This is a genomic window from Barnesiella sp. (assembly GCF_022723415.1).
Taxonomy (GTDB): Bacteria; Bacteroidota; Bacteroidia; order Bacteroidales; family Barnesiellaceae; genus Barnesiella; species Barnesiella intestinihominis.
Window position 1 is genome coordinate 1 of sequence record NZ_JAIJHU010000006.1, and the last position, 15,170, is coordinate 15,170.

Annotated in this window: 9 protein-coding genes; 4 read left to right on the forward strand and 5 right to left on the reverse strand. The window is 42.8% G+C overall.

Going from position 1 to position 15,170, the window contains the following annotated elements; all coding sequences use genetic code 11:
• Both QVD32_RS02205 and QVD32_RS02210 read left to right on the forward strand, forming a co-directional pair.
• The coding region (locus QVD32_RS02205; RefSeq protein WP_287710093.1) for a phosphodiester glycosidase family protein at positions 1 to 2,446 on the forward strand (2,446 nt) is incomplete at its 5' end.
• Between the two features lie 193 nt (positions 2,447 to 2,639).
• Complete coding sequence (locus tag QVD32_RS02210; protein ID WP_021891180.1) at positions 2,640 to 5,246, forward strand: M6 family metalloprotease domain-containing protein; 2,607 nt, start codon at positions 2,640 to 2,642, stop codon at positions 5,244 to 5,246.
• Between the two features lie 89 nt (positions 5,247 to 5,335).
• On the opposite strand, the gene QVD32_RS02215 is transcribed toward QVD32_RS02210, so the two are convergent.
• A complete protein-coding gene (locus tag QVD32_RS02215; protein WP_021891181.1) occupies positions 5,336 to 6,721 on the reverse strand; it encodes a Gfo/Idh/MocA family protein in 1,386 nt (461 codons plus the stop codon).
• A gap of 163 nt (positions 6,722 to 6,884) precedes the next feature.
• Between QVD32_RS02215 and QVD32_RS02220 the strand changes: the two genes are divergently transcribed.
• Together QVD32_RS02220 and QVD32_RS02225 are read left to right on the forward strand one after the other, a co-directional pair.
• A complete protein-coding gene (locus QVD32_RS02220; protein WP_147401592.1) occupies positions 6,885 to 7,442 on the forward strand; it encodes a hypothetical protein in 558 nt (185 codons plus the stop codon).
• 94 nt (positions 7,443 to 7,536) lie between these two features.
• Positions 7,537 to 8,574 (forward strand): DUF6340 family protein, encoded by a 1,038-nt coding sequence (locus QVD32_RS02225; protein ID WP_021891183.1) that lies wholly within the window; start codon positions 7,537 to 7,539, stop codon positions 8,572 to 8,574.
• Between the two features lie 477 nt (positions 8,575 to 9,051).
• Here QVD32_RS02225 and QVD32_RS02230 read toward each other — a convergent pair whose 3' ends face one another.
• The 4 genes from QVD32_RS02230 to glgP all read right to left on the reverse strand — a co-directional run bounded on the left by QVD32_RS02230 (position 9,052) and on the right by glgP (position 15,170).
• Positions 9,052 to 10,314 carry a phosphoglycerate kinase gene (locus tag QVD32_RS02230; RefSeq protein WP_021891184.1) on the reverse strand — a complete coding sequence of 421 codons (1,263 nt, stop codon included), beginning with the start codon at positions 10,312 to 10,314 and terminating at the stop codon, positions 9,052 to 9,054.
• Between the two features lie 96 nt (positions 10,315 to 10,410).
• Entirely contained in the window at positions 10,411 to 11,241 is an 831-nt protein-coding gene (gene pyrF / locus QVD32_RS02235; RefSeq protein WP_021891185.1) for an orotidine-5'-phosphate decarboxylase, read from the reverse strand.
• A gap of 12 nt (positions 11,242 to 11,253) precedes the next feature.
• Complete coding sequence (prfA, locus tag QVD32_RS02240) at positions 11,254 to 12,366, reverse strand: peptide chain release factor 1 (protein WP_008861909.1); 1,113 nt, start codon at positions 12,364 to 12,366, stop codon at positions 11,254 to 11,256.
• A gap of 248 nt (positions 12,367 to 12,614) precedes the next feature.
• Complete coding sequence (gene glgP, locus QVD32_RS02245; protein WP_008861910.1) at positions 12,615 to 15,170, reverse strand: alpha-glucan family phosphorylase; 2,556 nt, start codon at positions 15,168 to 15,170, stop codon at positions 12,615 to 12,617.

Consider the following 15,170-nt stretch of genomic DNA (forward strand, 5'->3'; position numbering starts at 1 on the left):
ATATATGAAAAATTATTTGTTCCCTTTTAGTTTCTTATTGTTTAGTTTGGGCATTCAGGCTGAGAAGCCGCAGTGGGGTATTCCCGATACGATAAGTCATTATCCGATAGGTCCCGGAGCTGTGTATACTCATATCGAGTTTACACAAAAGCCGATACAGTTACATCAAATTACATTGGATTTGAATAACGAATATAATGCGGTAGAGGTATATCCGTCTAACGGGAAGACTCCGGATGCCTCACGGGAGACAACGTCATCGCAGTGTAAGAGTAACTCTTATGAAGGACACCGGGCGTTTTTCGGGGTAAATCACGATTTATTTCATTATACGGGGCAGACTACGGCTGCGGGGATCAATGTACGTAACGGAGAAGTTGTCAGTCATTACGGCGATTATGGTCGTTCTGTCATGTCTATTAGCAAAGATAAGGTGGCAGAGGTTTTCCCTCCTAAATATTCGGCAAAGGTAATTTGTCCAGACCAAACAGAAATAACGATCGACAATGTGAACGAGTCGGCATACGGAATACAATCATACAGAAATTGCGTATTGTTCAATACGTATAGCAGTCTTACTCTTACGGAAGACGGTTTATATGTGAAAATAACGCCGCAAGGGGAATGGATTATTAACGGTAACTCGACTCCTTGTCGGGTGGAGGCTATGGAGCATACCCCTATACAACCCGATGGAAAAAGTCATATTTTGTTTATGAGAAACCATGCGTCGGAGCAGTTCGAGGATAAAGTAAAAGTAGGCGATGTCGTTTATATCGACCAGCGGTTTGTGAATACGACGTTTCCCAATTCCGGCATATCCGTTCCACCGGCACAAAACGTTGTACAAGCGTTGCATGGTTGGCCGAGCGTGATATTGAACGGAGAACTTCACGATAAAGAGTACAACGATTTTGTCACTCCCGGACGTGAGTTCCAAGACTATCCTTGTACATTGGTGGGGATAACGAAAGACGGGAAAAGATTGTTTATCATTACCGCCGACAAGGCCTCTATGGTTGAGAATGCTTATTATTTAGTAGAGCAAGGAGCTTGGAATGTCGTTAATTTTGACGGTGGGGGATCGGCTACTATGGTTGTTTGTGACGAAGTGGTAAATACTCCTACCGATGGAAAAGAGAGGGCTGTGATGGATTCGTTTCAAGGTATTTCGTTAGCTCCGGTTGACAGTACGTTTTCTTTCGTTTCTTTTTCTAAACCTTCTGTGCAGGCTATACCTTTGTCGGTGGTTCCTTTGAGGGTATTGGCTCATAACCGTTATGGCGAGATTATCGACGATGATTTTAAAGATGTTACTTATTCGTGCGAACCGGAGGAATTGGGATATGTGAATAGTCGTGGCGAGTTTTGTGCGGGAGCTGTTTCTATGTTAGGAACGATTACGGCTCGGAAAGGTGACTCTGCATGTAAAATACGGGTCGTTATGGGTAATGCCGGCAAGTCGGTTAAATTATGTGCCGATAGTCTTTATATTGACGATATTAGAGAATATCCGATAGAGATCGAGACCGAATCGGACGGAAAGAAATATATGGTAAATCCTGCTATTTTTGACTGGCAATCTGTGGGAACGGATTGTTGTGATGTAGTGGACGGTGTCGTGAGAGGTGTCACGAACGGGCGAACTGTGTTGCAAGGGAAATATGGAGATGTAGAAATTCAGTTACCGGTTATTGTTGAAATTGGAGTGGGAGAGAAGGTGCATGAACATTTTTCTGATGGAGCTTCTTTTTCTGTAACCGGTAGTTCTGCTATAACCGACATTCGTTTCGATTCGTCTGTCCTTCCTGTGGGTTGGAGTGACGGTACTACTCTGTTGTTCGATTTATCCACCGGGCGTGCTCCTAATATTATGTTGGATAAGCCGATACGTTTCTTCGGGTTACCCGATTCGATTTCGATACAGGTGAAAAATTGGGGCGCTTTAATCAATAATATTTCCTATGAATTTTCTTGTTCTACTGGTTCTTGGAGCCGTATCATTAATCCGGATGCCGATAGCGATTCTGTTTATACAGTGTCTTTTGCCGATTTAGATGTAACGGCTTTCCCGGTGGTGTTGAATGGTATGAAGATATACTTGTCGACACAGATAAAGGGACCGAATCAGAAAATTTCATTTAGGGATTTGAAGGCTTATTACCCTCATGAAGCACCCGATGGGATAAAAGAGGTAAAATGCGGATCTGATTTTTCGATAAGTAAGATTGATCCGGGAGTAATAAGGATACAAGGTATATCGGAAGGAGAAGATATTGTTATTACTTTGTCGGATATGAACGGGAGACTGCTGGAAACTTTCTGCGATAAGGCTGTGGATTGTGGTGTTTGTGACATAGAGTTACCGTTCGTATTACCTCCGGGTGTATATTTGGTGGGAATACAGACGAAAAGCGGTCGTGTAGTGGAAAAACTTGCATGGTAATGAGAAGCGAACCCCGAATTTTTCGGGGTTCTTTATTTAGGATTCTTTCGAGAGAAGGCTATCTGTATTTTTTAAGAGTGTTTTGATCATTCGGAGGAATACAAAACTTTTTTCATAAATTAAGAATACCGTATTTTTTTCTTTGTTTTATTTTTATTAGTATCTTTATTCGCTTTTATAAACATGATTGTCTATGAATAAAAATTTTATCTCATTGTGCGCCGGTATTTTATTGGGTGTATCTCCGCTTTTTGCCGTACCGGCCAAGCCTGTCCTTGTTAGGGTCGCTCAACCGGACGGGACCGTTGTAACCGTTAAAACCGTAGGTGATGAATTTTATCATTACAAGTCTACTTCCGATGGCATTCCGGTAGTACGTGGCGAAGATGGTTTCTATCGTTATGCCGAGTTGTCTGCAACGGGACTGGTTGTTGCCGGCAATGTGATAGCCCGCGATTCGTCGATGAGGAGTGTTTCGGATAAGGCGTATTTAACATCGCTGTCCGAGAAGAAGATTTCACAGAAACTTTTTAGTCGTCGTAATCTACGGAAGCAACAACTACAAAACAATATAACTCGTCGGGTTACGCAGGCTACTGCCGGTGACGATGTGCACGGTTTGGTCTTGTTGGTTCAGTTCAGCGATAAGAAATTCAGTTCGGTGGGGACACAGCAGGCTTTTGACGAGATGATGAATAAGGAAGGATATGATTATATGGGAGCCATCGGTAGCGCTCGGGATTATTTTATTTCTCAATCGGGAGGACTTTTTCAACCGACATTCGATGTGGTAGGGCCTATCACTCTCGACAATACGATGGCTTATTATGGGGCTAATGATTATTCCGGGCAAGACGTACGTCCCGATGAGATGGTTATCGATGCTTGTAAGAAAGCCGAATCGATGGTCGATTTCACGATATATGACAGAGACAATGATGGATTCGTCGATTTGGTGTATGTGATTTATGCCGGATATGGAGAATCCTCGGATATAGACGGTTCTTTGGAAGATGCGATTTGGCCTCATGCTTGGTATATTTATCAAGGTGCGCAAAAGCGAGTATCGGTCGACGGTAAATATCTCGATGCTTATGCTTGTTCGGCCGAGCTGTTGGGGAACAGTGGTACTACTCGGGACGGAATCGGTACATTTTGCCATGAATATAGCCATACGTTGGGACTCCCCGATTTTTACGATACGAGCGGTGTGACTTCGAATTATGGAATGGGCACGTGGAGTTTGATGGATTATGGCTGTTATAATGGCCCTGATTCCGATGGCGACGGTTATTCCGATGGTTCTGTTCCGGTCGGGTACACAGCATACGAACGGGAGTTTTGCGGTTGGATAACTATCGAAGAGCTGACGGCTCCTTCTTCGGTTACACTGGAAAATCTGGCCGATAGCAAGAAGGCCTATAAGATAGTATCGAGCGATAAAGATCAATATTTTACATTGGAAAATAGGCAACAGACAGGTTGGGATCGATATATGGCATCGGCCGGGCTGATGATCGTGAAAGTCGATTACGATCAGTCCGTTTGGGATTATAATACGGTTAACAACGAATCGAGCCGCCAACGCATGACCATTATGCCGGCTGACAATAAATATAGCGAGTATAATGAAGATGGTGACTTATATCCCTATAATGGTAATACTTCTTTTACCGATGACAGTCGCCCAGCTGCAAAGACAAATACCGGATTGAAGTTGGGAAAACCTGTAACCAATATCGAACAGGATAATGGTGTGATTACGTTCGACTTTATGGGAGGAACCCCGGCAGTGGTTGCTCCCGTGGCCGATGTCGCTACTCATGTGACAACAACCGGATTTACCGCAAACTGGTCGTCGGTAGAGAATGCTGTCAGCTATACGTTGCAGGTCGATAGAAAACAACCGTCGGCCGGTGGCGAAATTTTACTGTCGGAAGATTTCTCGAATTGCACGGCTGACGAGACTACAAATATCGCGGGAACGACTACATTCGGAAATGCGAAGGACGGTTATTTCCAAACTTCGGGTTGGAGTGGTAAGTATTTGTTCCCGAACATAGGAAAGATGAAACTAGGTAATTCGGATAATGGGGGAGCTGTATGTACTCCGGCTATTGATTTATCTTCTTGCGACGGAGTATTTACTGTCCAGTTCGATGCCTCTATGTTCGATGGAAGCAAAGAGAAAAGTGTTGTGATAAAGGTATATGTCGAAGGAGATGAGTCGAATGCTCAATCGACCGAAATTCTTTCGACCAGTAAGATGAATACTTACACAATGACTTTTACAGGTGGTACAGCCGATAGTAAAATCGTGCTGATGTCGACAGCGAGCAGTGGAAAAAAGAGGGCTTATCTCGATAATATCGTTGTATATAGCGGTGAAGTTTTACCTGAGATGGCTTCTAAACAAGCTGTTAGCGATGTTTGGCCTCTGATTGTGACGGGAATTACGGATACATCGTATCAGCTCGTTGACTTGGAGCCGGGGTATGTGTATTCTTATAAAGTAAAAGCTGTGACCGCAGAGGGGGAAGAAAGTGACTATTCCAATGTGGTGAAGGTGGATTTATCTACCGGTATTTGCGATTTGCCGGAGTCGCACAATCGAGTGTATACTGATAACGGTTATATTGTGGTCGAGTGTGAAACGTCACAGCCGGTCGAGGTCGTTAATTTGACAGGTCAGATTGTCGTATCTGCATCCGTGAATGGACGTTCTTTGTTATTGGTTCCGGTTAGGGGTGTATATGTCGTGCGCTGTGGTACATCGGTAACTCGTGTGGTTGTGAAATGATGGTATTTATATAATAAAGAAAAGACCGAAGCGAATGTAAATGGGCTTCGGTCTTTTTTTATGGTCTATATATAAAAGTTTTTGAGAACTTAAATTTTTACTTTTCGATCGTTCAGCCGACTTTCTTCGGCTTTGAATCCCATAATATGGCTTTCGACTGAAACACTTATGGGGCTAGACAGATAGTCGCGGTTATCGTTCCCGACAGCGTTTATAAAATCGCGAACCAAACACAAGTCTCCACCGCCGTGCCCGTGTCCGACGTAACTTTTCACTTCTTCTACTTTGGCATCCCATATGCGCTGTTTCCCACTGCGGAAATCGGTTACGGTAAATGTTGTCATATCACCTACGATTTCTCCTTTTGTACCCATTATTTGAGTCCTTCTTCCTCCTTTGGCCATGAATGCCTCCATAGAGAAATTGGCTGTAACACCATTTTCAAATTCCATGCTGGTCACGTAGTGGTCGCATTGGTCATTGTCCATTTGGAACACGCAGCGTCCGTAGTCGGTAGTCCGTATCACTTTACGTATTGCCTCGTTTTGAAGGCTGCGTTCTTTGGGCAGGTCGAATGCATATATATGTTTTCGTTTTTTCAAATAAATGTCTAATGCAGAATAGGGGCATTCATTTTCATGCGGACAATCTAAACAACGTTCGGTAGCACCTTGCGGCATATTCTTCCGCTTGAAATAGGTTAAAGAGCCGTAGGCCGAAATGGATTTGCATGGAGAGCCGACCAGCCATCTGATAATGTCGAGGTCGTGGCAGGATTTTGCCAAAATAATGGGGGTGGTTTCCTTTGAATTATGCCAGTTGCCTCTTACATAAGAGTGCGCCATGTGTGCGTATTGTATGGGTTCGAGATGTTGTATACTAATCAGTTGCCCTATGTCACCCGAATCGATGATTTGTTTGAGAGCGATGAAATAGGGTGCGTATCGTAATACATGGCAGACTCCTACAATGGCATTTTTTTTGATCGCTAAATCTCGAATGTCCGTACATTCTTTTTCAGTAGGTGCTATGGGTTTTTCGAGTAAGATGTGATATCCCATCGAAAGCGCTTTCATACAAGGATCATAATGTAGATTGTCGGGTAGACTAATGATAACGGCATCTGCGAATTTTGTTTTATTCAAGGCTTCTTTCCAATCGGTAAATCTGTTTTCTTCCGGGACATCGTGGTCTTCGGCCATAGATTTTAGCCGAAATTGATTTTTATCGGCGACTCCTACTATTTTCATGCAATCGGGGTACTTTTTCGCATATCCGGCGTAAACGCTTCCTCTGTTACCCGCACCAAGGACAAGAAATGTTACCGGCCGATTTACATTGGCTTTCAGGTCTTTTATGTCGGTGGCGATTCGAGATACATTGTTTGTCTGTTTTCCGTTGGCTAAAATAGAAGGAGCAAAAGCTGCACCGACAGCGGTAAGCCCCATTACTTTTAAAAATTCCGAGCGTTTCATGATTTAGATTTGATTTTCAAAATTTCTACAAATATATAAAAGAGAAAAATACGAAACAATTTATATGTTTAATATTTTCGATTTATATATATATTGCTTCGATTCATTTCTTATGAGATTGTAATGGTGTTTTTTTTGATCTTGTTTGTGTGAGAGAAGTTGAATGATTACATTTGTTTGTTCAATATTGGCATGTATGGGGAGCGATGAGTTGAAGGCATTTTTGACGGCTTTGTCGGGTAGGGATATGAAAATTCGAATTGCAGAATTTTTACAGCAGGAGGATTGTATCGCCGAAGCAATGGATATAGCTGTGGGGGAATCTGGTTCAGAGGCATTTCGTGCAGCATGGGGTATCTCTGCAATATACGAAACGAACCGCCTTTGTTTTTTACGATATAAAGATAAGTTCGTTTCGGATTTTTGTCGTGTCAACCACCACGGGGTAAGAAGAGAATATGGCCGTATAATGTTGAGTATGTTGAAACATAAGGAGTATATTCCAGATAGGCATTCTGCTGAAAATTTGGCCGAAATAGTCTGTTCGTGGAGTATTGACCCGAAGATAACGATATCGGAAAAAGTGTGGACTTTTTCGATATTGAAATTTTTATCCCGGTGGATAGAATGGGGTGAAGATATGTTACAACAATTGGAGGCTCTATGTGAAACTGATATGTCGCCGGGAATGAGGGCCTTAATGCGTCGATTGCGCAAATAGTTTAAAATAGCTTAAATGTTTTTTATTCATCTCGTGAACACTTTGCCTAGTATTACATTTGTATAATAGAACCTAAGGCATAAAGGAGATTTATATGAAGAAGTTATGGGGTTGTATATTGGTATTTGCTGTGTTGCTGACGGGATGCCGATCGGCTTCGGTACTCTCGTTCGATGTGTGGCGACCGGCAAAAGTCACTTTTCCGGCGGATATCGTGCGGGTAACTGTCGTTAATAATTCGGCAGAGCCTAACGAAAAAGAGGGGAATAAATATAAGGATATTTCGGGTAAGGAATATACGTTGGTCGTACCGCATGACAGCACGACTTATCGTTTGGCGGAATATATAGCATTAGAGCTTTCTGATGCACATTATTTCCCTGAGATTACAATTTTTTATGACGACTCTATAACCTTGCCTAAAAGTTTGTATCCTCTTTTGTCGGAAAATCAACTTTCGATTGTAAGGGGAGGGGCCGATAATACAGCGGTCGTGTCTCTCGATAAAACCGATATGGTAGTAAATATGGAGGATCACACTTTGTTAGGTTCTTCCGGAGAGACTGTCTTTGTTACAGACTTATCGGTAGCCACGACTTTGAATTTACGTGTATATTGGCCGAACAAGATAGAACCTTCTTCCGAAATGGTTACGGATACGTTATATTGGCAATCTTTCGGATATACGCCAGATGATGCTCATAGTTCATTGCCTCTGACCGCTGAGTTTATTCAAGAGGCGATGAGGCAAATTTCTGCACGGGTAAGAGAATTGTTTATTCCTCATGTAGACAATGTCAATCGTTATATTTATACATCTACCAATCCGGCGATGGATGATGCTTATGATTTTTGGCAGCAGAAAAAATACAAAGAGGCTTCTTATTTGTGGGAATATGTTTATGAAGAACAGAAAAATGAAACTACCCGAGCTATGGCAGCAGCCAATTTGGCTGTGTATAATGAGCTGTTCGATAATTATAAAGTCGCTATTGAATGGGTAGATAAATCACTTTCCTTATTTGAAAAGAGGGTGGATAGTAACGCTTCTGATATAACTGCTTTACGGGATTATCGTCGGCAATTGATGGAACGGAAGTCTGATAATTCTTTGTTGCAGAAACAGATGTAGAGGCAAAGATTGGGAAGCCCTCTATTTTCTTGCATCTTCATCACCAAATAAAGGTGATGTTTTTGGGAGTGGAGTTTTTGTTTGTATTAACCCCCTCGCCCTGCGGGCACTCCCCCTATATTTTGCTGCGAAGTACGGCAGGGGGAGAGAGGGTTAAAAAGCATTTCTAATATTTTTAGACTCCTCCATTGCTGTGCCTCGTAGCATTACGGGGTGTGGCGTTAGCTATATAGGGGAGGTGTCACAAAGTGACGGAGGGGTTGAAAACGCCATCGTATCAGTGTTTATACTGGATATATCCCTTTCTTCCCTGACGTGTCCCATAGCATTACGGAGAACTGTGTTAGCCATATAGGGAAATATACACGAACAATCTCCGTTAATTATCGACTGAGCCCCCAATAGGTCCATGCTAACTTGTAATAAAAAAACGTCCAAATTTTATTTGGACGTTTTTTATAAATATTTATGGGCATGTTAGCCTTGTATGGCAGCTATACCCGGTAAAGTTTTGCCTTCGATGGCTTCGAGTAGAGCTCCACCTCCGGTCGATACATATGAAACTTTATCGGCCAATCCGAATTTATTTACGCAAGCCACAGAGTCGCCCCCGCCTACGAGAGAGAATGCTCCGTTTTTAGTTGCTTCTACAATGGCTTCTGCAACAGCACGGGAACCTGATGTAAAATTATCGAATTCGAATACTCCTGTCGGACCGTTCCACAGAATAGTTTTCGATTTCTTGATTACGTCGGCGAACAGAGCTTCGGATTTAGGACCGATGTCCATACCTTCCCAACCATCGGGTATTTTATCGACATCACAGAAGTCGGTATTGGCATCGTTCGAGAAATCGTCGGCGATCTTGGCATCGACTGCTAAAACCAAATTTACATGATTGGCTTTGGCCTTGTTGATGAGTTCGAGAGCTAAATCGAGTTTGTCGTCTTCACAGATGGAGTTACCGATTTTACCGCCCAATGCTTTGGTAAAAGTATAGGTCATACCACCGGCGATAATCAAGTTATCTACTTTGGTCAATAGATTTTCAATAATATCGATTTTCGAAGAAACTTTCGAACCACCCATAATGGCCGTGAAAGGACGAACCATCTCTTTCATTACTTTATCGACGGCGGCAACTTCTTTACCCATGAGGTATCCGAACATTTTGTTTTCGGGAGAGAAGTATTCTGCCATCAAGGCCGTAGAGGCATGAGTACGATGTGCTGTACCGAAGGCATCGTTTACATAAACATCTGCCAAGTCGGCGAGTTCTTTCGTAAATTCTTTTTGGCTGGCTTTGATCGCTTTTTTAGCAGCAGCTTTTTCTTCGTCGCTGGCATCTTCGGCCAATCCTCTGGGCTTTCCTTCCTCTTCGGCATGGAAACGCAAGTTTTCGAGAAGAAGAACTTCTCCGGGTTTTAATGCGGCTACGGCTGCTTTTACTTTATCGCCAACACATTCATCTACGAATTTTACTTCGGTTCCGAGCAATTCGCTCAAATGTGCAACGATATGACGCAAAGAGAATTTGTCTTCTGGACCTTTTTTGGGGCGTCCCAAGTGAGAACCGATGATGAGGCTACCGCCATCGGCCAATATTTTTTTCAGTGTAGGTAATGCTTTTACCATACGGGTGTCGTCGGTGATATTAAAGTTCTCGTCGAGAGGAACGTTAAAATCTACGCGGACAAATGCTTTTTTACCAGCAAAATTGTAATTGTCAAGTGTTTGCATATCGTTTAATATTTAGTATGTAACTCTTTTACTCTTTGGCAAATTTAGATAAAAATCGATTATCTTTTTACTATTAAATGCTATTTTCTCTAAAAATCAAAGTAGTCCCTTTGCGTGCAATAGATGTTCCATTTCATATTGTACTTTTAGAGCTTCTTCCCGGGCAGCTTCTGCGAATTTCTCGTCTGTGGCAGCATAGATGATCTTTCGGGAAGAGTTGACGAGTAAACCGCATTCGCGGTTCATGCCGTATCGAGCCACTTCTTCGAGGCTTCCACCCTGCGCTCCTACACCCGGAACTAAAAGGAAATTATGCGGAGCTATACGGCGTACGTCCTCGAATAGTTTTCCTTGTGTCGCTCCGACGACAAACATCAACTGTTCGTCTGAGGCCCAATTTTGAGCCGTGCGTATTACTTTTTCAAATAGCCGTTCGCCGTAAGAATCTGCTGTCAATTGGAAGTCATAAGATCCTTTATTCGAAGTAAGTCCGAGCAGAATGACCCACTTGTCGGGATAGCCGAGAAAGGGTTTCACGCTGTCTTCTCCCATGTAGGGGGCTACGGTCACGGCATCTAAATCGAGGTGGCAGAAGAAGCTACGAGCATATAGCTCCGATGTGTTTCCTATGTCGCCACGTTTGGCATCGGCGATGATAAATTGGTCGGGGTAATTTTCCCGAATATAATTTACTGTCTTTTCAAAAGCGGCCCATCCTTGCATTCCTAAGCTCTCGTAAAAAGCCAGATTGGGCTTATAGGCCACGCAAAGATCGGCCGTAGCATCGATAATAGCTTTGTTAAAAGCAAAAATGGGGTCTTCTTCTTGTTTCAAGTGAGACGGTATCTTTTCCATATCGGTATCCAGACCAATGCAAAGGAAAGATTTTTTCCGTTTGATATTTTCAAATAATTGTTTCTTGTTCATGATATATGTGGATTATAGTTCGCTCTCTTTTAATCGTTCTGCATTCTCTGCCACGATTAAATGGTCTATACAATCTTGTATGTCTCCATTCATGAAGGCAGGTAAGTTATAGATCGTATAATTGATACGATGGTCGGTGATACGTCCCTGAGGATAATTGTAGGTGCGGATTTTGGCCGACCGGTCTCCGGTAGATACCATTGTTTTACGCCTGCTGGCGATGTCGTCTATGTATTTCTGGTGTTCTTTGTCGTAGATGAACGAGCGTAGACGAGAGAGTGCCCGTTCTTTGTTTTTAGGTTGGTCGCGGGTTTCGGTGCATTCGATAAGAATTTCTTCGGAGACACCGGTGTTGGGATTCTTCCAAATATACCTTAACCGTACACCCGATTCTACTTTATTGACGTTTTGGCCTCCGGCTCCGCTCGACCGGAAAGTATCCCATTTTATTTCTCCTTCGTTTATTTCGACATCGAATTCTTCGGCTTCGGGCAATACAGCCACTGTTGCCGCAGAGGTGTGCACGCGGCCTTGTGTCTCGGTGGCAGGGACTCTTTGTACTCGGTGTACTCCCGATTCATATTTGAGTGTGCCGTATACATTATCGCCCGATACTGTGAAAATGATTTCTTTATATCCGCCGGACGCTCCCTCGCTGTAACTGCTGACTTCGGCTTTCCAACCTTTGGTTTCGCAATATTTAGCATACATGCGGAATAAGTCTCCCGCGAAAATGGCTGCTTCGTCTCCACCTGTTCCTCCCCGTATTTCTACGATGGCATTTTTGCTATCTTCGGGGTCGGCAGGAACCAACAGTAATTTTATTTCTTCTTCGAGTTGCGGCAATTGTGACGTGCAAGAATCGAGTTCCTCCTTTGCCATATCCCTCATTTCGGGATCGTTTTCGGTTTCGAGTAATCGGCGAGATTCTTCTATTCCGTTAAGTATTTGTTTGTATCGTTTGGCTGCCTCCGATATTTTTTCGAGGTCACGATATTCTTTGGTGAGTTTTACAAACCTTTTCATATCGCCGATAACGGCAGGGTCAGTAATCAAAGTTCCTATTTCTTCGAATCGGATAAGCAGTCCTTCCAACTTTTCCAATAGTGTAGTCTGTTCGCTCATTCGGCCTATTTTTGCTTTTGGGCAAAGATAAGAAATTTCGCCCGATTTATTTTAACAGAAGGATTGAAAAAGATGGCTCGGCATAGAACGATAGTTTTTGAAACCAAGTCTGTGCCGAGCCACCCCACATACAGAGTAGTAGTTTAGGTATTAAACATACTTATCTATATAATGTTTGATGTTTATCCTTGCTTAACGTGGTTTAACTATAAAAATAGCCGAGAAAGGTACTCGGCTATTTTTATAGACTAAAACCAACGGACGTAGGCCAAATCTTGACGATGTGGCAGGTCTGGATTTTTGGGATACATTCGGAATGAATAGCGGAAGACCCCTGAATCGTTAAGTTGGTATTGTATTTTATAAGTTACTTTCGTTCCATCGGTTTGAACCGGTTCCATTTCGAGTGTCTTGTATGGCTCGGTGTTACCTTCTTCTACATTGGCTATGACTAGTTCTACACCCAAACAGTTGCCCAGTCCTTTATTATCCAAAACGACAGACATTTCGTATTCTTCACCTACGTGCGGATTATAAAGCAATCCGTCGGGTATGGATACGGAACAGATCTCGATATCGTTCCATTTGGATACAAATTCTTCTTTCCAAGCTGCGATTTCTTTGGCTTTGGCGAATTGGTCGGCTTTTAGTAATCGGGTACGTTTGCCTTCTTTCAGATAGAACCGGTCGATATAATCGTGCAGCATGCGTTCCATCGTGAACTCTGGTGCAATCTTCGCGATGGAATTCTTGATGTATTGTATCCATTCCGGGGAATATCCTTTGCTGTTTTTTGCGAAATAGAGGGGTACTATTTGATTTTCGAGCATGGAATAGATTGTCGCCGCATCGAGTTGATCTTGTTGGTTTTGGTCTTGGAAAGTTCTTTTATCGGTAAGTGCCCAGCCGGCTCCTTCTTTGTATCCTTCGTACCACCAGCCGTCTAATACGGAGAAGTTGAGTACTCCGTTCATTTCGGCTTTCTCGCCCGATGTACCGGAGGCTTCCAATGGACGGGTAGGGGTATTTAACCAAATATCGACACCGGAAATAAGCCGTTTGGCGACTTTCATGTCGTAATTTTCGAGGAAAATAATTTTACCGAGGAATTCGGGCATACGGGAAATTTCCACAATTCTTTTTATCAAACCCTGTCCGGCTCCGTCGGCGGGGTGAGCTTTCCCCGAGAAGATAAATTGTACCGGATAATTGGGGTTGTTGACTATTTTTGAGAGTCGTTCAAGGTCTGTGAATAACAGGTGTGCTCTTTTATAAGTGGCGAAACGACGGGCAAAACCGATCAGTAAAGCATTCGGATTGATTTTTTCGAGAACCGAAACAATACGGGAAGGGTCTCCTTGATTCTTCAACCAAGTTTCACGAAAATCGTCTTTGACGAATTTAACGAATTTATTTTTTAAAGTTTGTCTGATGTTCCAGATGATTTCGTCGTCCACTTCGTAAATCTTTTCCCACATTTTGGGATCGGATTGATGGGACATGAATTCGGGACCGAAAGTCTTAACATAGAATTCTTTCCATTCCGAAGCAGCCCACGTGGGCATGTGTACACCGTTGGTGACATATCCGACATGCAATTCGTCGGGGCTATATCCTTTCCAAATGGGCTGGAACATTTTCTGTGAAACTTTACCGTGCAACCAGCTTACCCCGTTTACTTCTTGACAAGAATTGCAAGCGAATACACTCATTGAGAATTTTTCGTTTGTATCGGGATTTTCTCGTCCCATATTCATCAGGTCTTTCCACTCTATCCCTAATTTGGCCGGAAATTCTCCCATGTATTTCCCGAAAAGAGATTCATCGAAATAGTCATGACCTGCGGGAACAGGGGTGTGTACGGTATAAAGAGAAGACGACCGTACTACTTCGAGAGCTTCGTTAAATTTTAAGTGGTCGTTTTGTACGTAGTCTACCAATCTCTGTACGTTCAGTAATGCCGCATGGCCTTCGTTACAATGGTATAGGTCGGTTTTGATTCCCAATTTATTCAACATTAAGATACCGCCGATTCCTAGCAAATATTCTTGTTTCATGCGGTTTTCCCAGTCGCCGCCGTAGAGCTGGTAAGTGATAGGACGATCCCATTCGCTATTCGTATCGAGGTCGGTGTCGAGCAGGTATAATTTGATTCGACCGACATTTACTCTCCAAATGTGGGCATAGACGATTCGTCCCGGGTAGGGAACTTCGAGAACCATCGGTTTGCCGTCTTGTTCGGTTAATTGCTCGATGGGTAGTTGATTGAAATTCTGGGCTTCATAGTTGGCGATTTGCTGCCCGTCCATTGACAGAGTTTGAGTGAAATATCCGTATCGGTATAGGAATCCTACGGCTGTCATATCGATATTACTGTCACTTGCTTCTTTTAAGTAGTCTCCTGCTAAGATACCTAACCCTCCCGAATAGATTTTCAAAACGTGGCTCAATCCATACTCCATACTGAAATAAGAAATGGAAGGAACGTCTTTGCGTTTTTCTACTTGTAGATATTTCTCGAACTTGTCATACACATCTTGAATGTTGCGCATGATTTGTTTGTCTTTGGTTATTTCTTCGAGCTTTTCGTAACCAATGCGTTGTAGGAATAAAACGGGGTTTTCATGAACCGATTTCCATAAATCTTTATCGATCGATTTGAAAAGGTTTATGGCTTCATTATTCCATGACCACCATAAGTTTTTAGCTAATATTTCTAAGCATTTCAAATCTGTCGGGACTTGTGATTTAACAGTTATATCCCGCCAATTAGGAGTGTTTGTATTGCTTACTTGTACTTTCAT

Excerpts from the sequence above, each read along its gene's own strand:
- prfA (WP_008861909.1), bottom strand. The coding sequence starts at position 12,366 with ATGAGCGAACAGACTACACTATTGGAAAAGTTGGAAGGACTGCTTATC.
- QVD32_RS02225 (WP_021891183.1), top strand. The coding sequence starts at position 7,537 with ATGAAGAAGTTATGGGGTTGTATATTGGTATTTGCTGTGTTGCTGACG.
- QVD32_RS02210 (WP_021891180.1), top strand. The coding sequence starts at position 2,640 with ATGAATAAAAATTTTATCTCATTGTGCGCCGGTATTTTATTGGGTGTA.
- pyrF (WP_021891185.1), bottom strand. The coding sequence starts at position 11,241 with ATGAACAAGAAACAATTATTTGAAAATATCAAACGGAAAAAATCTTTC.
- glgP (WP_008861910.1), bottom strand. The coding sequence starts at position 15,170 with ATGAAAGTACAAGTAAGCAATACAAACACTCCTAATTGGCGGGATATA.
- QVD32_RS02230 (WP_021891184.1), bottom strand. The coding sequence starts at position 10,314 with ATGCAAACACTTGACAATTACAATTTTGCTGGTAAAAAAGCATTTGTC.
- QVD32_RS02220 (WP_147401592.1), top strand. The coding sequence starts at position 6,885 with ATGATTACATTTGTTTGTTCAATATTGGCATGTATGGGGAGCGATGAG.
- QVD32_RS02215 (WP_021891181.1), bottom strand. The coding sequence starts at position 6,721 with ATGAAACGCTCGGAATTTTTAAAAGTAATGGGGCTTACCGCTGTCGGT.